Source organism: Immundisolibacter sp. (assembly GCF_014359565.1).
Taxonomy (GTDB): domain Bacteria; phylum Pseudomonadota; class Gammaproteobacteria; order Immundisolibacterales; family Immundisolibacteraceae; genus Immundisolibacter.
Window position 1 is genome coordinate 364,784 of sequence record NZ_JACIZD010000002.1, and the last position, 17,814, is coordinate 382,597.

Below are 17,814 nucleotides of genomic sequence, written 5' to 3' on the forward strand. Positions count from 1 at the left end.
GTTCAGTTCCCCCCTGAAATCCGCTCAGATCTGCATGTTCATGACGTCCTGGTAGGCCGACAGGAGCTTGTTTCGCACCTGCACAACGGCCTGGAAGGACACGTTCGATTTCTGGCTGGCGACCATCACCTGCGCCAGGCTGACCTTCTCGTCGCCCTGCTCGAAGCGGGCGGCAAGGTCCGTGGACGCTGCCTGCGCCTCGTTGACCTGACTGACGAACTGGCCCAGCACGGCGCCAAAACTTTCCTTGGCGCCGTCGGTGGGCGTCGGCGCCTTGGCCGCCGGGTGGTCGATCTGTTCGCGCAGGGCGCGGATCTGGCCCAGCACGGCGTTGATGTGCATGTCCGACATCGCTTCAGTCCTCGTCCCGTGCGGCACCCGCGGCGGGCACCTCGAAGCCGGCCTCGCGCAGCTGCGACAGCTTGTAGCGCAGCGTGCGTTCGCTGATGCCAAGCTGCGCCGCTGCCTGCGCCCGGCGGCCGCCGCTGGCGCGCAGCGCGCCCAGGATCAGCTGCGCCTCGCGGCTGCGCAGGTCGCGGTCCAGATCGCCGACCGCGGTCGGCTCGTTGGCCAGTGCCGCCTGCCCGTCGGCCAACGCTGCCGGCCCGCCGACCAGGTGCGCGGCCTCGATGGCGCCGGCGTCGGCCAGAATCAGCGCGCGCTGGATCATGTTGTCCAGCTCGCGCACGTTGCCCGGCCAGGGATAACCGACCAGCGCGCTGGCGGCGGCATCGGCCAGCACCGGCGCCGGCGTCGGGCGCCGCCAGTGGCGCGCCAGCAGGCGGCGGGCCAGCGGCAGGATGTCCGCCGGCCGCTCGCGCAGCGGCGGGATGTGCAGCGGGAACACCGCCAGGCGGTAGTAGAGGTCCTCGCGAAAGCGCCCGGCGGCGACTTCGGCGGCCAGGTCGCGGTTGCTGGTGGCCAGCACGCGCACGTCCAGCGCGATCGCCTGCTTGCCGCCCAGGCGCTCGACCTCGCGCTCCTGCAGCACCCGCAGCAGCTTGGCCTGCAGGCCGATCGGCATCTCGGAGATTTCGTCCAGCAGCAGGCTGCCGCCGTGCGCCTGTTCGAACTTGCCGGCGTGGGCGCCGGTGGCGCCGGTGAAGGCGCCCTTCTCGTAGCCGAACAGGACCGCTTCGAGCATGTTCTCGGGAATCGCGGCGCAGTTGATGGCCACGAACGGCCCGCCACGGCGCGCCGAATGCCGGTGGATGTAGCGCGCCAGCACCTCCTTGCCGGTGCCCGACTCGCCGGTCAGCAGCACGCTGACCTCGCTGTGCGCCACCCGCGCCGCCAGCGCCAGCAGCTCGCGCGAGCGCGGATCCTCGGCGACAGGCTCGTCGCCGCTGTCGCCCTGCCGGGGCAGCAGCTGGCCGATCAGACTGACCAGCGTCGCCGGCTCGAAGGGCTTGGCCAGATACTCGACGGCGCCGTCGCGCACCGCCTGCACGGCGCTGCGGATGGTGCCAAACGCGGTCATCAGCACCACCGGCAGGTCTGGCCGCTGCCGGCGCAGGGCGTGCAGCAACGCGTTGCCGTCCATCGGTTGCATCTGCACGTCGCTGACCACCAGCGCCGGGCGCTCGCGCTCGAGCAGCGCCAGCGCCGCCTGGCCATCGGCCGCCGGCAGGCTGCGGTAGCCGGCCAGATCGAGCGTGTCGCACAGCGCCTCGCGCAGCGCCGGGTCGTCCTCCACCACCATCACCGCGGCGTGCGTCATGGCTCAGGCCTCAAGCGCCGCGCGCGCCGCCTGGCGGCCCATAACGTGGCACGGCAGCGCGATCTCGAACCGGCAGCCGGGCCCCGATTCGGCCAGCCGCAGCGTGCCGTGGTGACGCTCGATCACGCCCCGCGCCACCGCCAGGCCCAGGCCGGTGCCGCCCGGCCGACCCGACACGAAGGGCTCGAACACCCGCCCGCGCAGGGCCGGCGCAATGCCGGGCCCGTCGTCGCTGATGGCCAGCCGCAGCTGTCCGAGCGGCGCCGGCAGGCGCTCGACGGTGACCTGCCGGGCGCCAGCCTCGAAGGCGTTCAGACACAGGTTGGCCAGCGCGCCACTCAGGTTCTCGATACTGCCGGTCAGGCGCAGGGTGGTGTCCCGCTGCGGCAGGCGCAGCTGCACGCCGGGCGGGCACTGCGGTTGCACGGTGGCATCCAGGGCGAGCACCAGTTCGGCCAGGGAAAATGCCTGCGTACCGGCATCGGCGCCGTGGGCGTAGGCCAGCATGTCCGCCACCAGGCGTTCGAGCTGGCGCAGGCGCTCGACCAGGCGCTCGGCAAAGCGCGCCTGACTGTCGGCATCCAGCGCCCCATCGCGCAGATGGCAGGCGTAGACCAGCGCGGTTGCCAGCGGCGTGCGTACCTGATGGGCCAGCCCGGCGGTCATCTGGCCGAGAACCGCCAGCGGCCGCTGCGTGGCCAGCTCCTGCTGCAGGACGTCGAGACGCCGTTCGAGCTGGCGGTAGGAATCGCCCAGCGTGCCCGACAGATGATCGAGCGCGGCGGCATCGCGAGCGGAATCGACGATCGGCAAGGCCGGCATGGTCGGTGCGTCCTGATCAGTGCGCCCCAGGGGATCGGGGCCGGTCGACCGGACCTAAAGCAACCGCCGTACCAGATTATTTTTTATTTGTTATTCAATCAGTTGAAAACGATCATCGGCGCGAGCGTCAAACATCCGACGCGAAACCCGCCCGCTGCAGGCCGTACTTGCGCATCTTCTCCACCAGCGTCGTGCGGCGCATGTTCAGCAGTTCGGCGGCGTGCGCCACCACGTCGTTGGCCTCGGCCAGTGCCTGCGCGATGTAGTTGCGTTCCAGGTCTTCGAGGTAATCCTTGAGGTTGATGCCGGCCGCCGGCAGGCGCGCGGCGGCGCCCTCCGGCGGCGGCACGAAGGTCGGCAGGGGCAGGTCCGATTCGCCGCCGGCCACGGTGCCCGCCGCGCTGTCCGCCGCCTGGCGCAGCCGCGCCGGCAGGTCGCCGGCAGCGACCGGACCGTCGCCGTGCATGATGGCCATGCGCTCGATGACGTTGGCCAGTTCGCGCACGTTGCCCGGCCAGGGGTAGCCCGCCAGCACCGCCAGCGCGTCCCGCCCGATTCGCACGTTGATGCCCTTCTCGCGCCCGATGCGGGCCGACAGTTCCTCGACCAGGGCCGGGATGTCCTCGCGCCGCTCGCGCAGCGGCGGCAGCTCGATCGGAAACACGTTCAGGCGGTAATAGAGATCCTCGCGAAAGCTGCCCTCGCGGATGCCGGCTTCCAGGTCGCGGTGCGTGGCGGCAATGATGCGCACGTCAGCGCTGATGCTGCGGTTGCTGCCGACGCGTTCGAACACGCGCTCCTGCAGCACGCGCAGCAGCTTGACCTGCATCGGCAGGCTCATGTCGCCGATCTCGTCCAGGAACAGCGTGCCGCCCTCGGCCGCCTCGAAACGCCCCTGGCGGGCGCTGATGGCGCCGGTGAAGGCGCCCTTCTCGTGCCCGAACAGTTCGCTTTCGAGCAGGTCCGCCGGGATGGCGCCGCAGTTGACCGGCACGAACGGCTTGTTGGCGCGCGCCGACTGGAAATGGATGTTGCGCGCCACGACCTCCTTGCCGGTGCCCGACTCGCCCAGGATCAGCACGTTCGAGTCCGTACGCGCAACGCGCTCGATCAGGTACTGCACGCGCTCCATGGCGTGGCCACGGCCGACCAGCCGGTAGACCAGGCTCGCGTTGTGGCCGGCGCCGGCCCGGTCACGCACGAAACGCGCCCGGTCCAGCGCCGCCGACAGTTCGCCAAACTGCAACGGCAGCGCCACGCTGGCGACCAGCGACCGCCCCAGCGCGGTCTGCCAGTCGGCGTCCGCAGTCTGGCCGCCGGGCACCGCCAGCACCACCACCAGCCGCGGCCAGCGCGCCCGGCAGGCATCCAGCAGGGCCAGGGCCGCCTCGCGCGGACCGGCCTGGAACAGCATCAACGCCAGCGGCGCCGCTTCGGACGGCAACCCGGCCAGATCGGCCGCTGGCACCACCTGATAACCCAGGAACTGCAGCAGTACGTCGGGCGCCGGGAAAATGTCGTGAGGGTGCGGAGCCAGCAGCAGACTGTCGCGGACCATGCCAGGGAATTCCCGTTCGATGCCCGGTCGCAGTGCCCGGCGAGCACATGCCACAGCGAGGCGAAAGCGTCACAGCGCGGGCATGGTGCAAACGCAATCAGGCAGTGTCAAGAATCCGGCAATCAGGCGACCTTGAACGGCGGCGCTCAGGCTGGGCGTTTGGCCTGCGCCACCGCCCGCCGATGACGGCGAAACAGGTAGCTCTCCAGAGCGTCCCTGGCCGACGCGTCCAGACCGTGAAACTCGGCCAGCACCTTGCCATCGCCCAGTGGCAGCAGCGTGGCCGGCAATTCCAGCGCGCTAGGCAGCGCCGCATGCAAATAGATGCTGATCCGTCCCGGCCCGGCCGGCAGCGCAGCCTGCCAGAGCACGCCGCGCAGCCCCAGGCGCGCCGGTTGCGGGTCCGGCAGTTCCAGTTCGCGCTTGTGCCAGCGGCCGATCAGGCCCAGCAGCAGGTCCAGCTTCTGATCCAGGCGCTGCAAATGCGCTGCCAGCTGCGGGGCGTCGTCCAGTGGCGGGGGCGGCTCGTCGAGATTGCCCAGCAGCGCCAGCAGCGCGGCGGCGTTACGGTTGGCATCGGCCAGCCCGTCGGCGTCCGGCAAGGCCGCCAGCGGCTGCCACACCAGCACCAGGCTGTCGGCCAGACTGAGGCCGCCGGCCAGGGGATCGACTGCATCCGTGTCCATGCCTTGCTTCCTCCTGAACCGTTCGCGGCCGCCAAGGCAGCGCACTTTGCCATGCGCAAGCGGCCCGCGGCCCCTCCAGGCGCCCGGCGGTCAGCCGGCCGCGGCCTGCGCGGCGTAAGCACCCTGCATGCGGCGGCCACCGCGCAGTTCCTGCAGTGCGGCGGCGGTTTCCTGACGCGCGCGCGCCGCGCGCTCGTTCAGCGCCCGGTCGGCAGCCAGCATCGAGCGCAGCGCCTCGATCACCGGCGGCCGCAGGCGCCAGGCATCGCCGGCCAGTGCCGTTTCCAGGCAGGCTTGGCGCTGTCGGGCCAGTTCGGCGGTGGTGTCCCAGGCGCCGGCATCCGCCGCCGCGATCATGGCGGCGGTCAGTTCCAGGGCCGTGCTCAGGAAGCGCTCGTCCATCAGCCGTTGGCCGCCAGCGGCGCCGGCCGGTCCGGGTCGATGGCCTGCCAGGCCTCGGCCAGCGTGCCCAGCAGGCGCCCGGCTTCGTTCAGCGGCTCCACCCGATTGGCGGCGTTGGCCTCGATCAGGCGCCGCAGAATGTAGTCATACAGGGCCGACAGACGATCCACCAAATCCGGTGCCGCGTCGCGATGCAGGCTGCCGGCCAGCTCGCCGACGATGGCCACCACCGCCGAAATCAGCTCGCCCTTGCGCGCCAGCTCGCCGCGCTGCAGATGGCCCTTGGCACGCGCGATGCGCTCCAGGGCGCCGTCGAACAACAGGGCGGTCAGGCGATGCGGCGTCGCCTCGGTGACGCTGGACTGCACCTGCACGGCGGCGTAGTGCTTCAGGGCTGCGCGAGACTGGGACATCACGGCGAATCTCCGGGTAAGTGGCCTGTGTTGGCCTACTTATCGGCCGATCCGACGCCGGGTAAAGAGGCAAGTTGCTGGGTGAGGAAATTTCCGGTGGATTGAATCTGCGCCAGCAGTCCGTCGAGCGCGTTGAACTGCGCCAGATAGCGCTTCTGCAGCCCATCGAGGCGCGCCGTCAGGTCGTCGCGCTGGTCGCCGATGTCGCTCAAACGCCGGTTCAGACCATCGGTGCGGGCCTTGATGATGCCGCCGGAGGTACTCAGATACCCGTCCACCACGCCCGACAGACGCGCGACCAGGCCATCGTCGCCCTGCAACACGCCGGCCAGCGCGCCGCGGTCGCCGCTGAGCAGGGCGTCGAACTTTGCGCTGTCGAGCTTGAGCGTGCCGCTGCCGTCCACGGACAGGCCGATGTCGCCAGCCAATTTTGCCGCCCCGCTGGCACCCGGCACCGGATCGGCGAGCACCCGGCGCAGCTGCTGCTCCACGCCGCGCAAGGCCGGGTCGCCGATCAGCACACCGCCCTTCTTGGCGGCGGCGTCGTAACCGCCCTGCTCCTTGAGCACGGCGCGCAGGCCGTTGTAGGCATCCACCAGCGCCTGCAACTTGGGCTTGACGCCGCCGGTGTCGGCGGCGACGGTCAGCGTCACTGGCGCCGTGGTGGTTGCCTTCAGGGTCAGGGTCACGCCGGTGACGGCGCCGCTGACCGTGTTGCCTGCGCTCTGGTAGGTGAAGCCGTCGATCTTGACGATCGCGTCGCCGGGCGGCTCCTTTTCGGTCAGCCCGTTGGCGGGCCCGCCGGTCTGGTACTGCAGCGCCGCCAGCCCGCCGTCGCCGCCGGCCTGGGTCAGGCTGATGGTGCTGGCCTGGCCGGTCTTGGCGGAGGTCAGCACCAGGTAGGTTCCGGCCGGTTCGACGCCGCCGGTGCTGGTCACCAGCGTGGCGGACACACCCAGCGGCTGGCCGTCGGTTGTACGGGCAGCGTTGATGGCGTCGCGGATGCCGGCCAGGGTCTTGTTGCTGTCGTCGATGGTGATGCTGGCGCTTTTGCCGGCCAGGGACAGCGTCAGCGTGCCGGTGCCGACCACCGTGTCGGCACCGGCAAAGGCACCCGATGCGAGCTTTTGCGCCTTGGCCAGCGCCGACACCTCGACCGCATAGCTGCCGGTGCTGGCGGTAGCGTCAGCGCTGGCGATGATCTGCGTGTCGTCGCTCGAGCTCGCCCGGGTGGCGCTCAGCAGGGTCGCCGAATTCAGCCCGTCCAGGGCCGATTTGAGCTTGTCGAGCGCGCCGCGCAGCAGGCCAAAGCCGGACAGCTTGGCCTGCAGACCGGCCTCCTGCACCGCCAGGCGGGTTTCGGTCGGCGTGCGCTCGGCCTCGATCAATCGTGATACCAGGCCGCCCACATCAAGGCCGGAGCCGATACCGCCCGAAACCAACGTCGGCATGGTCTTACGCCTGCTCGCGCAGCAGCAGGCCGCTGCCGGCTTGCAGGGTTTCTATGGTCTGCAAGGTATCGAGCGCTTCCTGGCTCGGCATCTGGCGCACCAGCTCGCCGGTATCGACATCCACCACCCGTACCACGGTCTGGCCGGTGACTTCGTCGACCCGGAAATGCAGCTCCCGATGCAGCGTCTGTACGTGGTCCTGCAAGCGCGCCACCGCTTCGCCCAGATCCGCCGGCTGCGGCGCGTGCGGGTCGGCACCAGGCTCGTCCCGACCGAATGACTGCTGCCGGCCCAGGCCGGCTTGCACCGGCGCCGCCACCTGCTGCGCGGCCGACGCGGCGATCTGGGCCACCGCAGTGGTCGGCACTGTCACCGGCGGGCGCATACCTGGATCGAAATTCACGTCCATGGGGGCATCCCTCGCATGTCATGCTCTTGCCTGCCTCGGGAGCGTGAACCCCGCGGACAGGCGAAAGGGCGGGTCGGAGCTGTGCCCCGACCCGCCTCCCGTTTGACGTTCGCGCTTGGCGCGCTCACCGTTACCGCAGCAGCGAGAGCACGTTCTGCGACTGCTGGTTGGCCTGCGCCAACATCGCCGTACCGGCCTGCTGCAGGATCTGCGCGCGCGACAGGTTGGCCGTCTCGGCCGCGAAGTCGGCGTCCTGGATGCGCGAGCGGGCCGCCGAGACGTTCTCCGCCGTGGCCTGACTGCTGGCAACCACCGAGCTGAAGCGGTTCTGCACCGCACCCAGCGCGGCGCGCAGGTCGTCGACGAAGGCCAGCGCGCCATCGAACACCGCCAGCGCATCACTGGCACCGGTCTGAGTGGCGACGCTCGCGCTGCCAACCGAAGACAGGGAGCTGGGCACAGTGGTCCCCGAAAGCACCGTGGTACCGGTATCGGTGGTGACACTGAACACGGTCGACGCGTTGAACGACACCTTGCCGCCAACGACAAGACTGTCGGTGGCGGTGGCGCCGGTCAGGGTCACGCCGGCCAGGCTCACGGTCTTGGTCGCTGCCGAATTGTCGAAATCCTGCACCTTGATGTCGTACCCCTCGGCGCTGACCATTTTGATCGACGCCTTGTCGGCCGACAGCTCGGCGGTAATCCCGGTCGTGGATGTCTTGGCATTGATGGCCTCTGCCAGAGCACCCAGGTCGCTGGTGCTCACCACGTTGGCCGAGATGGCTACGCCCGTCGTATTCGAGCCGAACAGGGTCATCGTCACAGTGCCGGCGGCACCCAGCGAGGCGATGGTGGCCTCGGTACGCGCAGTGGCGGTAACGCCAGTGGTGGCGCTGGCGCCGTTCACGCCGGCAGCGATGTCCCGCGCCGTAGCGTCGGCAGCCACGGCCACGGACGCCGTTCCGGTCGTGCCGGACACGGTCAGATTTTGCGCGGCAACGTTGTTCCCGCCCGAAACATCGGCGGCTGCGGTCAGAGTCCCGCCGACGTTGGCATTGCTCGAGGCCAGGTGCGAACCGATGTCGCTCGCCTTGGCGCTGCCAATGCCGAAGCTGATGGTCTGGCCCGCATAGGCTCCGACCTGGAACACGCCGTTGGCAAACGAACCGTCCAGCACGTTCTTGCCGTTGAACTGCGTCTGCGTGGCGATGCGCGAGATTTCCGCCGACAGCGCGGACACCTCCTTCTGCAGCGAGGCGCGGTCGGTGGCGCTGTTGGTGTCGTTGGCCGACTGGACCGCCAGCTCGCGCATGCGCTGCAAGGCGTTGGTCACCTCACCGAGGGCGCCTTCCGCCACCTGGGCGATGGAAATACCGTCATTGGCATTGCGCACCGCCTGGTTCAGACCGCGAATCTGCGCCGTCATGCGGTCGCTGATGGCCAGACCGGCGGCGTCGTCCTTGGCGCTGTTGATACGCAGGCCCGACGACAGGCGCTGCAGGGAAATCGACAGGTCACCCTGGCTGCGGTTCAGGTTCCGCTGCGTGTTCAGGGCATCGATATTGCTGTTAACTACTTGCGGCATGGGAATGCTCCACTGTTGAGTTGCCTTACCTGGGCCGTGCCCCCACGGGGTGTCGGGCCTGTTCCAGGAACCCGGAGACAGGCTCCGCTTCCGGGCTGTGTATCGGCGGGGCTAACAGGAAGCTTGAGCGGCGGCCTGCAAATTTTTTAAGCAGGCATCAGCAGGCGTGCGCGTGACTCCGCAGCGGCCTCACAACGAGGCCAGGGAAACCTTGACGTAGGAGCCCGGCTGCGCCGGGCGATCACCCGCCTGCGCGCTGCGCGCGGGCGGGTCGCGCAGCAAAGCTGCGCTCCCTAACTCAGCCGGCTCGCGGCAGGCTGCGCTCCCAATCGAGCGCGGTGCGGACGATGAAATCCAGGTCGTCGTACTGCGGCTGCCAGCCGAGCGCGCTGCGGATGCGGGTGCTGTCGGCCACCAAGGCAGCCGGATCGCCGGGGCGGCGGTCGGTGTCACGCACGGCGAGCGCCTTGCCATGTTGCCGCTCGACTGCCGCCAGCACCTCGCGCACGCTGTAGCCGTGGCCGTAGCCGCAGTTGAGGGTCAGCGACTGGCCACCCGCAGACAAGTGGTCCAGCGCCAGCACGTGGGCGCGCGCCAGGTCCTCGACGTGGATGTAGTCGCGCACGCAGGTGCCGTCCGGGGTCGGGTAGTCGGTGCCGAACACGTCGATGCGCTCGCGCCTGCCGCAAACCAGCTCGCAGGCCACCTTGATTAGGTGCGTGGCGGCCGGCGTGGCCTGCCCCAGACGCCCGCCGGGGTCGGCGCCGGCCACGTTGAAGTAGCGCAGCGTGACGTGGTCCAGGGCGCCGGTGGCGGCCAGGTCGCTGATCATGCGCTCGCTCATCAGCTTGGAGGCGCCGTAGGGATTGATCGGCAGCAGCGGCGCGCTTTCGCTGATCGGAATGTGCTCCGGCGTGCCGTACACGGCGGCGGTGGACGAGAACACCAGCCGGCGCACGCCGTGGCGCACCAGCGCCTGCAGCAGGCCGAGCGTGTTGCGGGTGTTGTTGGCGTAGTACTTGAGCGGGTCGGCCACCGACTCGGGCACCACGATGTGGGCGGCGAAGTGCAGCACCGCCTCGAAACGACCGGCCGCCAGCGCGGCGTCCAGGCGGGCGGTGTCGGAAAGATCGGCCTCGATCAGCGGCGCGCCCAGCGTGGCCCAGCGAAAGCCGGTGCCGAGGTTGTCGTACACGGTCACGTCGTGGCCGGCTTCGACCAGTTGCCGGGTGACGTGGCTGCCGATATAGCCGGCGCCACCGGTGACGAGCACACGCATTGGGGGTTTCCTGTTGCGGTTTGGGGCGCCGATGATAGGGCGTTTCGTGGGCGGATCAGGACAGTACGGGCGCGCCGTGGGTCAATTGCACGCGCAGCTGCACCCGGCCACGCGAGTAGCCGCCTTCGGCCAGGCCGGCAATGCTCGCCCGCAGCGTTCGGCCCTGGTCCAGCCAGCGGGCGACGGCGGCGTTGTCGGTACGCGGCAGGTAGCCGAGCTTCTCGCGCCGGTAGTACACCGCCACCGCCAGCGGATCGTGGCGGTTCCAGGGCTCGCGGCGCAGACGCAGTTCCAGGCCCGGCCGCAGGAACGGCCAGATGCCCTCGGCGCGGTGGTACTGGAAGCCGGCCAGCGACAGGTGCAGCGGCGGGATGTCCGGCTCGGCTACGAACAGCTGCGGCAAGCGGGCGAGCAAACGGGCAGGATGCAGCGATAGGGCCATGTCAGATCTCCGGCGGTGAGGGGTCGGAACACTGTAGGTGGGCACCGTCCCGAATCCTGAGACACCTGCCCTCGCCGGCAAAATTTTTTCCGCGCCGGGCTGGGACCATGGCCCACAATCCGCCCGTCCCATCCCGCAACCCGGCAGGAACGCGTGTCACGCCCCTTCATAGCCCGCCACCCGCACCTGGCCCTGGTCGGCTTGATCCTGATCTGGGGCGTCGGCTACCCGATCATGAAAATCGGCCTCGGTTACTGCCCGCCGCTGCTGTTCGCGGGGTTGCGGGCGGTCGGCGGCGGCCTGCTGCTGACCGGACTGGCCCTGCACCACGATGGTCTGCCCGATCTGGCCGGTACCTGGCCGGCGCTGCTGGTGAGCGCGCTGTTCAATGTGCTGCTGTTCTTCGGCCTGTCGACGCTGTCGGTGCAGTTGCTGCCAGCCGGCATCGCCTCGGTGGTGCTGTACCTGCAGCCGATCTTCATCGCCGGCCTGGCGCACCTGTGGCTGGGCGAGCGGCTGACGCGCACCAAAATGGCCGGCCTGATGCTCGGTTTCGGCGGCGTAGCGGCCATTATGGTGCATGGCATGGAAGGCTCCCTGTCGCCGGCCGGGCTGGCCTACGGCGTCGGCTCCGCGGCGGCCTGGGCACTGGGCACGGTGGCCTTCAAGCGTGCTGCGCCACACTCGATCCTGTGGTTCATCGCGCTGCCGTTCCTGCTCGGCGGCCTGTTGATCGTTGCCAGCGGGCTGGCAATCGGGGAACGCTGGACCGACATCGCCTGGACGCCGAGCTTCATGCTGGTGCTGGCCTACGGCGCGGCGGTCGGGCTGGCGCTGTCGTGGACGCTGTGGCTGGCGCTGGTGGCGGCCGGCGAGGCCTCGCGCATGGCCGGCAACACCTTCCTGGTGCCGCTGGTGTCGGTGGCCGCCGGCACGCTGTTTCTGGGTGAGCCGCTCAGCCTCATGCTGGCGGTCGGCGGCGCGGCGGTGATCGGCGGCGTGTACCTGGTCAACCGCGGGCCGGTACGCAGCAGCTAAAAGCCCGGCGTGGGAGGCCCGCCCGCGGGCCGAACGGCTCTGGCGCATGCGCGGCGGGCGCCGCTGCAGCCGATCGCCGGCCGGCTTGAGCCGCTGGCACGATGCGTGCCTTTCCCAGCCATGCCAAGGTATGCACCGGAGTCCCAGGACATGGCCAACACCGCGCCGGTTTTTCTCAGGTCCGGGCGCCCGCTGGCGCCCCAGAACGTCACCCCGATCGGACGTAAGCAGATGCGCATCGACTGGAACCACTACGACCCCGGCTCGCATTTCGACGAACTGCTGGCGGCCCCCGGCCAGCCACGCCCCGCAGCGCGTGGCCTGACGCAGTACCTGCGCTCGCTGTCGGATGCCGACCTGGCCGCCCGCAAGGCGGCGGCGGAGCTGGCCATCGTCGAGATGGGCATTACCTTTACGGTCTACTCGGAGGGCCAGAACATCGATCGCGCCTGGCCGTTCGACATCATCCCGCGCGTCATCCCGGCCACCGAGTGGACGCAGGTCGAGCGCGGCCTGCGCCAGCGCCTGACGGCGCTGAACCATTTCATCGACGACATCTACGGCGACCAGAACATCATCCGCGACAAGGTGTTCCCGGCCGAAGTGCTGGCGCAGTCGAAAAATTTCCGCCCGCAGTGCGTGGGCGTGCGCCCGGCCTACGGCGTGTGGGCGCATATCTGCGGCAGCGATCTGGTGCGCGCCGCCGACGGCACGATGTACGTGCTGGAGGACAACCTGCGCGTGCCGTCCGGTGTGTCGTACATGCTCGAGAACCGCGTGGTGATGAAGCGCGTGTTCCCGGAGCTGTTCGAGGCGCAGACCATCCTGCCGGTGGACGCCTACCCGACGCAGCTGTTCGACACCCTGGCCGCCATCTCGCCGCGACCGCTGGACTACCCGCAGGTGGCGGTGCTCACGCCCGGCATCTACAACTCGGCCTACTTCGAGCACGCCTTCCTGGCCCAGCGCATGGGCGCCGAGCTGGTGGAGGGCAGCGACCTGACGGTCGGCGACGACGACTGCGTCTATATGCACACCATCCGCGGCCTGCAGCGGGTGGACGTGATCTACCGGCGCGTGGACGATCTGTTCCTGGACCCGGACGTGTTCAACCCGGACTCGCAGCTGGGCGTACCCGGCCTGATGCGCGCCTGGCACAAGGGCACCGTGGCGCTGGCCAACGCGCCCGGCGCCGGCGTGGCCGACGACAAGGTGGTGTATGCCTACGTGCCGGACATGATCCGCTACTACCTGGGCGAGGACGCCATCATTCCGAACGTGCCGACCTTCCTGTGCCACGAGCCCAAAGCCCTGGACCACGTGCTGGCCAATCTGGACAAGCTGGTGGTCAAGCCGGCCAACGAGTCCGGCGGTTATGGCCTGCTGATCGGCCCGCATGCCAGCCGCAAGGAGCGCGCCGAGTTCGCGGCGCGCCTGAAGGCCGACCCGCGCAACTACATCGCCCAGCCGACGCTGGACCTGAGCACCGTGCCGACGCTGTGCGACGGGCGCCTGGAGCCGCGCCACGTGGACCTGCGCCCGTTCGTCCTGCAGGCCGACCGGACGAACGTCACGGCCGGTGGCCTGACGCGGGTGGCATTGCGCAAGGGCTCGCTGGTGGTCAACTCCTCCCAGGGCGGCGGCAGCAAGGACACCTGGATCGTCGCCGAGGCCGACGGCTGATGCTGTCGCGGGTCGCCGAGCGCGTGTACTGGATGGCGCGCTATCTGGAACGGGCCGAGAACACGGCGCGCCTGGTCAGCGTCTACGCCAACCTGCTGCTGGACCTGCCCAAGGGCTACACGGTCGGCTGGCACACGCTGATCACCATCACCGGCATCGAGGAGTCGTTTCGCAAGCACTACGAGCAGGCCGACGAGCGCAGCGTGGTGCGCTTCCTGCTGACCGACACGGCCAATCCGTCGTCGGTGCTGTCGGCCCTGGCCGGCGCCCGCGAGAACGTGCGCACCACGCGCGACCTGTTTCCGGCCGAGGCCTGGGAGGCGGTCAACGAACTGCACCTGTTCGCCCGCGAGCACGCGGTCGGCGGCGTCAACCGCAGCCAGCGGCACGACTATCTGGCGCAGATCATCCACGGCTGCCAGCAGCTGGCCGGCCTGCTGGCCGGCACGCTCAGCCACGACGCCGCCTACGACTTCGTGCGCCTGGGCCGCAACCTGGAGCGCGCCGACATGACCACGCGCATCCTCGACGTCGGCGTGGCGACGCTGCAGGAGCAGGACGACACCGCCGCGCCGCTGCTGTCGACGCTGTGGATCAACGTGCTGCGCTCGCTGTCAGCCTACCAGATGTACCGTCGTCACGTGCGGGCCTCGGTCAATGGCCGCGACGTGTCGGCCTTCCTGCTGGGCGATGCGCAGTTCCCGCGTTCGGTGCGCTACTGCGTGGACGAGCTGGACGCCGCCCTGCGCCGCCTGCCGCGCAGCGAAGCGCCGCTGCACCGGATCGCCCACATCAGCCGCCTGCTGACCGAAACAGACCCCAAAGCCATCGACCGGGAGGCGCTGCACGGCTTCATCGACGATCTGCAACTGGAACTGGGCCAGGTCCACGACGCCATCGCCGCGACCTGGTTCCCGGCCCCGCCGCCGAGCTGAGACATCCCCATCATGGCCATCCGCGTCGCCCTGGAACACCACACCGAGTACCGCTTCGACCGGCTCGTCGACATCCACCCGCACGTGCTGCGCCTGCGTCCGGCGCCGCACAGCCGCACGCCGATCAGCGCCTACAGCCTGCGCATCGAGCCGGCCGAGCACTTCATCAACTGGCAGCAGGATCCGTTCGGCAATTACCTGGCGCGGCTGGTGTTCCCGAAGCCGGCGCGCAAGCTCAGCATCACGGTGGAGGTGATCGCCGAGCTGGCCACCATCAATCCGTTCGATTTTTTCGTCGAGGAGTACGCCGAGAAGTACCCGTTCACCTACGCCCCAGCGCTGCACACCGAACTGCTGCCGTACCTGCTGGTCACCGAAAGCGGCCCATTGCTGAGCGCCTGGCTGGCGAGCTTCGATCGCACGCCACGGCCGATCAACGATTTTCTGGTCGACCTCAACCAGCGCCTGCAGCGGGACATCGCCTACAGCGTGCGCATGGAGCCGGGCGTGCAGACCTGCGAGCAGACGCTCGAACGGGGCATCGGCTCGTGTCGCGACACCGGCTGGCTGCTGGTGCAGATCCTGCGCCACTTGGGTTTGGCGGCGCGTTTCGTGTCCGGCTACCTGGTGCAGCTGACGGCCGACATCAAGTCCCTGGACGGACCGTCCGGACCCGAGCAGGACTTCACCGACCTGCACGCCTGGGCCGAGGTGTACGTGCCGGGTGCCGGCTGGCTGGGTCTGGACCCGACCTCGGGCCTGTTCGCCGGCGAGGGCCACATTCCGCTCGCCTGCACTGCCGAGCCGGCCAGTGCCGCGCCGGTCACCGGCGCCACCAGCAAATGCGAGGTCGAGTTCTATTTCCACAACACCGTCACGCGCATCCACGAGGACCCGCGCGTCACCAAGCCCTACGACGAGCACCAGTGGGCCTGCATGCTGGCCCTGGGCCGGCAGGTGGACCAGGACCTGATCGCCGGCGACGTGCGCCTGACCCAGGGCGGCGAGCCGACCTTCGTGTCCATCGACGACATGGACAGCCCGGAATGGACCGTGGCTGCCGACGGCCCGCACAAGCGCGAGCGCGCCCGCGATCTGACCCGCCGCCTGTGGCAGCACTTCGCGCCCGGCGGCCTGTTGCACTACGGCCAGGGCAAGTGGTATCCGGGCGAGGCGCTGCCGCGCTGGGCGCTGGCCTGCTACTGGCGCAAGGACGGCGTGGCCCTGTGGCGGGAGCCGGCCCTGCTGGCCGATTTCGACCGCGACTACGGCCACGACCTGGCCGCCGCGCAGCGCCTGGCGCAGACGCTGACCGGGCACCTGGGCGTGCCGGCGCAGTACCTGATGCCCGCCTTCGAGGACGTCTTCTACTACCTGTGGCAGGAAGGCAAGCTGCCGGCCGACATCGACCCGCTCACGGCCGACCTGAAAGACGCCGCCGAGCGCCGGCGCCTGGCCGAGTTGCTGGACCGCGGCCTGGGCGAGCCGACCGGCTTCGTGCTGCCGCTGCACTGGGACTACCGCCGCGGCAGTTGGCGTTCCGGTCCCTGGCCGCTGCGCCGGCAGCGGCTGTATCTGGTGCCCGGCGACTCGCCGCTGGGGCTGCGCCTGCCGCTCGACAGCCTGCCCTGGGAAGCCGAGCGAGAGGACCCGCAGCCGGCGCAGTTGTTCGAGCCCAAGCCGGCACTGGGCGATTACTACGGCGAAGTCGCGCGCCGCTACAGCCAGCTCACGGCCACGCCGACACCGCCGCACCAGGCACCTGCCGACGAGCACGACGAGACGGCACCGGTGCAGGTCATCCACACCGCGCTGTGCATAGAGGCCCGCCACGGCCGGCTGCACATCTTCCTGCCACCGTTGACCGAACTGGAGCACTACATCGAGCTGATGGCGGCGATCGAGGCCAGCGCCGCCACCTGCGGCCTGCCGGTGGTGCTGGAGGGCTACGAGCCGCCCCGCGATGGGCGCCTGGAGCGCCTGGCGGTCACGCCGGACCCGGGCGTCATCGAGGTCAACATCCACCCGGCGGCGAGCTGGGACGCGCTGGTCGAGAACACCACCACGCTGTATGCGCTGGCCCGCGAGGCGCGCCTGGGCACCGAAAAATTCATGCTCGACGGGCGCCACACCGGCACCGGCGGCGGCAACCACATCACCCTGGGCGCCGCCTCGCCGGCCGACAGCCCGGTGCTGCGCCGGCCGGACCTGCTGCGCAGCCTGCTGACCTACTGGCAGCACCATCCGGGCCTGTCGTTCCTGTTCTCGGGCCTGTTCATCGGCCCCACCAGCCAGGCGCCGCGCGTCGACGAGGCCCGCCACGAGAGCCTGTACGAGCTCGACATCGCCTTCCAGCAGATGCCGGACGGCGAGGCACCCGCGCCTTGGCTGGTCGACCGCCTGCTGCGCAACCTGCTGGTGGACCTGACCGGCAACACGCACCGGGCCGAGTTCTGCATCGACAAGCTGTACGCGCCCGGCAGCGCCAGCGGGCGCCTGGGGCTGGTCGAGCTGCGCGCCTTCGAGATGCCGCCGCACGCCCAGATGTCGCTGTTCCAGGCGCTGCTGCTGCGCGCACTGGTGGCCCGTTTCTGGGCCGCGCCCTACCGCCAGCCGCTGGTGCGCTGGGGCAGCGGCCTGCACGACCGCTTCATGCTGCCGCATTACGTGACCGCCGACCTGCGCGCCGTGCTGGCCGAACTGCGCCAGGCCGGTTACGCGTTCCAGGACGACTGGCTGGACCCGTTCGTCGAGTTCCGCTTCCCGCGCTACGGCACCGTGCAGGTGGGCGATCTGACGCTGGAGCTGCGCGCCGCGCTCGAACCCTGGCACGTGATGGGCGAGGAAGCCACCGCCGGCGGCACGGCGCGCTACGTCGATTCATCGGTCGAGCGGCTGCAGGTGCGCCTGACCGGCGCCACCGATGGCCGCTATCTGGTGGCCTGCAACGGCCGGCGGGTGCCGCTTCGATCGACCGGCACCCACGGCGAACAGGTGGCCGGCGTGCGCTACCGGGCCTGGAACCCGCCCTCGGCGCTGCACCCGACCATCGGCCCGCACGCGCCGCTGGTGCTGGACATCATCGATACCTGGAACGGTCGCGCGGTGGGCGGTTGCACCTATCATGTGGCCCATCCGGGCGGGCGCAATTACGACACCTTCCCGATCAACGCCTACGAGGCCGAGGGTCGCCGCATCATGCGTTTCTGGAATTACGGCCACACACCGGGCGCCATCACGCCCCCGCCGGCGGTGGCCGGACTGGGCCGGTTCCTGCCGCACGGCAGCCTGCCGGCGCCGCTGGCGCCGCCGCCCGAGCCGATCAATCCCGACTATCCGCTCACCCTGGACCTGCGCTGGCAGCCGACCTGAGCACGCCGCGTCTCCGATC

16 protein-coding genes are annotated in these 17,814 nt (G+C 70.0%); 4 read left to right on the forward strand and 12 right to left on the reverse strand.

Annotation, left to right across the window (positions count from 1 at the left end; translation table 11 throughout):
- Positions 1 to 24: 24 nt before the first annotated feature.
- From fliE to H5U26_RS05590, 12 genes are all read right to left on the reverse strand, one after another.
- Positions 25 to 351, reverse strand: coding sequence for a flagellar hook-basal body complex protein FliE (fliE, locus tag H5U26_RS05535; protein ID WP_290617476.1), 327 nt, complete (start codon positions 349 to 351; stop codon positions 25 to 27).
- A gap of 4 nt (positions 352 to 355) precedes the next feature.
- Positions 356 to 1,720, reverse strand: coding sequence for a sigma-54 dependent transcriptional regulator (locus H5U26_RS05540; RefSeq protein WP_290617478.1), 1,365 nt, complete (start codon positions 1,718 to 1,720; stop codon positions 356 to 358).
- A 3-nt stretch (positions 1,721 to 1,723) separates the two neighbouring features.
- Positions 1,724 to 2,542: a HAMP domain-containing sensor histidine kinase gene (locus H5U26_RS05545; protein ID WP_290617480.1), complete on the reverse strand. Its 819-nt coding sequence runs from the start codon at positions 2,540 to 2,542 to the stop codon at positions 1,724 to 1,726.
- 127 nt (positions 2,543 to 2,669) lie between these two features.
- Positions 2,670 to 4,100 (reverse strand): sigma-54 dependent transcriptional regulator, encoded by a 1,431-nt coding sequence (locus tag H5U26_RS05550; RefSeq protein WP_290617482.1) that lies wholly within the window; start codon positions 4,098 to 4,100, stop codon positions 2,670 to 2,672.
- Between the two features lie 146 nt (positions 4,101 to 4,246).
- On the reverse strand, positions 4,247 to 4,786 hold the full coding sequence (locus H5U26_RS05555; protein ID WP_290617484.1) for a PilZ domain-containing protein: 540 nt from the start codon (positions 4,784 to 4,786) through the stop codon (positions 4,247 to 4,249).
- 90 nt (positions 4,787 to 4,876) lie between these two features.
- Complete coding sequence (gene fliT, locus H5U26_RS05560; RefSeq protein ID WP_290617486.1) at positions 4,877 to 5,188, reverse strand: flagellar protein FliT; 312 nt, start codon at positions 5,186 to 5,188, stop codon at positions 4,877 to 4,879.
- Positions 5,188 to 5,601, reverse strand: coding sequence for a flagellar export chaperone FliS (fliS, locus tag H5U26_RS05565; RefSeq protein WP_290617488.1), 414 nt, complete (start codon positions 5,599 to 5,601; stop codon positions 5,188 to 5,190). The genes fliT and fliS overlap by 1 nt, the downstream gene beginning before the upstream one ends.
- A 35-nt stretch (positions 5,602 to 5,636) precedes the next feature.
- A complete protein-coding gene (gene fliD / locus H5U26_RS05570; protein WP_290617490.1) occupies positions 5,637 to 7,052 on the reverse strand; it encodes a flagellar filament capping protein FliD in 1,416 nt (471 codons plus the stop codon).
- A 4-nt stretch (positions 7,053 to 7,056) separates the two neighbouring features.
- A complete protein-coding gene (locus tag H5U26_RS05575) occupies positions 7,057 to 7,461 on the reverse strand; it encodes a flagellar protein FlaG (RefSeq protein WP_290617492.1) in 405 nt (134 codons plus the stop codon).
- Positions 7,462 to 7,591: 130 nt separating this feature from the next.
- The gene (locus H5U26_RS05580) at positions 7,592 to 9,046 is read right to left on the reverse strand and encodes a flagellin (RefSeq protein WP_290617494.1); all 1,455 of its coding nucleotides are present in this window, start codon (positions 9,044 to 9,046) and stop codon (positions 7,592 to 7,594) included.
- A 298-nt stretch (positions 9,047 to 9,344) separates the two neighbouring features.
- Complete coding sequence (gene galE / locus H5U26_RS05585; protein WP_290617496.1) at positions 9,345 to 10,325, reverse strand: UDP-glucose 4-epimerase GalE; 981 nt, start codon at positions 10,323 to 10,325, stop codon at positions 9,345 to 9,347.
- 55 nt (positions 10,326 to 10,380) lie between these two features.
- Positions 10,381 to 10,767: an HIRAN domain-containing protein gene (locus H5U26_RS05590; protein ID WP_290617498.1), complete on the reverse strand. Its 387-nt coding sequence runs from the start codon at positions 10,765 to 10,767 to the stop codon at positions 10,381 to 10,383.
- Between the two features lie 153 nt (positions 10,768 to 10,920).
- On the opposite strand from H5U26_RS05590, the gene H5U26_RS05595 reads away from it, so the two are divergent.
- The 4 genes from H5U26_RS05595 (at position 10,921) to H5U26_RS05610 (ending at position 17,795) form a co-directional block, all read left to right on the forward strand.
- The gene (locus H5U26_RS05595) at positions 10,921 to 11,805 is read left to right on the forward strand and encodes a DMT family transporter (protein ID WP_290617499.1); all 885 of its coding nucleotides are present in this window, start codon (positions 10,921 to 10,923) and stop codon (positions 11,803 to 11,805) included.
- Between the two features lie 231 nt (positions 11,806 to 12,036).
- Positions 12,037 to 13,488, forward strand: coding sequence for a circularly permuted type 2 ATP-grasp protein (locus tag H5U26_RS05600; RefSeq protein ID WP_366055899.1), 1,452 nt, complete (start codon positions 12,037 to 12,039; stop codon positions 13,486 to 13,488).
- Positions 13,488 to 14,423, forward strand: coding sequence for an alpha-E domain-containing protein (locus tag H5U26_RS05605; RefSeq protein WP_290617503.1), 936 nt, complete (start codon positions 13,488 to 13,490; stop codon positions 14,421 to 14,423). Before H5U26_RS05600 ends, H5U26_RS05605 begins: the two co-directional genes overlap by 1 nt.
- 12 nt (positions 14,424 to 14,435) lie before the next feature.
- Complete coding sequence (locus tag H5U26_RS05610) at positions 14,436 to 17,795, forward strand: transglutaminase family protein (RefSeq protein ID WP_290617505.1); 3,360 nt, start codon at positions 14,436 to 14,438, stop codon at positions 17,793 to 17,795.
- Positions 17,796 to 17,814: the final 19 nt, after the last annotated feature.

What these genes read in the sequence shown, in the direction of transcription:
- fliS (WP_290617488.1), bottom strand. Translation starts at nt 5,601, where the DNA reads ATGTCCCAGTCTCGCGCAGCCCTGAAGCACTACGCCGCCGTGCAGGTG.
- H5U26_RS05590 (WP_290617498.1), bottom strand. Translation starts at nt 10,767, where the DNA reads ATGGCCCTATCGCTGCATCCTGCCCGTTTGCTCGCCCGCTTGCCGCAG.
- H5U26_RS05540 (WP_290617478.1), bottom strand. Translation starts at nt 1,720, where the DNA reads ATGACGCACGCCGCGGTGATGGTGGTGGAGGACGACCCGGCGCTGCGC.
- fliT (WP_290617486.1), bottom strand. Translation starts at nt 5,188, where the DNA reads ATGGACGAGCGCTTCCTGAGCACGGCCCTGGAACTGACCGCCGCCATG.
- H5U26_RS05610 (WP_290617505.1), top strand. Translation starts at nt 14,436, where the DNA reads ATGGCCATCCGCGTCGCCCTGGAACACCACACCGAGTACCGCTTCGAC.
- fliD (WP_290617490.1), bottom strand. Translation starts at nt 7,052, where the DNA reads ATGCCGACGTTGGTTTCGGGCGGTATCGGCTCCGGCCTTGATGTGGGC.
- H5U26_RS05600 (WP_366055899.1), top strand. Translation starts at nt 12,037, where the DNA reads ATGCGCATCGACTGGAACCACTACGACCCCGGCTCGCATTTCGACGAA.
- fliE (WP_290617476.1), bottom strand. Translation starts at nt 351, where the DNA reads ATGTCGGACATGCACATCAACGCCGTGCTGGGCCAGATCCGCGCCCTG.
- H5U26_RS05580 (WP_290617494.1), bottom strand. Translation starts at nt 9,046, where the DNA reads ATGCCGCAAGTAGTTAACAGCAATATCGATGCCCTGAACACGCAGCGG.
- galE (WP_290617496.1), bottom strand. Translation starts at nt 10,325, where the DNA reads ATGCGTGTGCTCGTCACCGGTGGCGCCGGCTATATCGGCAGCCACGTC.
- H5U26_RS05575 (WP_290617492.1), bottom strand. Translation starts at nt 7,461, where the DNA reads ATGGACGTGAATTTCGATCCAGGTATGCGCCCGCCGGTGACAGTGCCG.
- H5U26_RS05605 (WP_290617503.1), top strand. Translation starts at nt 13,488, where the DNA reads ATGCTGTCGCGGGTCGCCGAGCGCGTGTACTGGATGGCGCGCTATCTG.
- H5U26_RS05555 (WP_290617484.1), bottom strand. Translation starts at nt 4,786, where the DNA reads ATGGACACGGATGCAGTCGATCCCCTGGCCGGCGGCCTCAGTCTGGCC.
- H5U26_RS05550 (WP_290617482.1), bottom strand. Translation starts at nt 4,100, where the DNA reads ATGGTCCGCGACAGTCTGCTGCTGGCTCCGCACCCTCACGACATTTTC.
- H5U26_RS05545 (WP_290617480.1), bottom strand. Translation starts at nt 2,542, where the DNA reads ATGCCGGCCTTGCCGATCGTCGATTCCGCTCGCGATGCCGCCGCGCTC.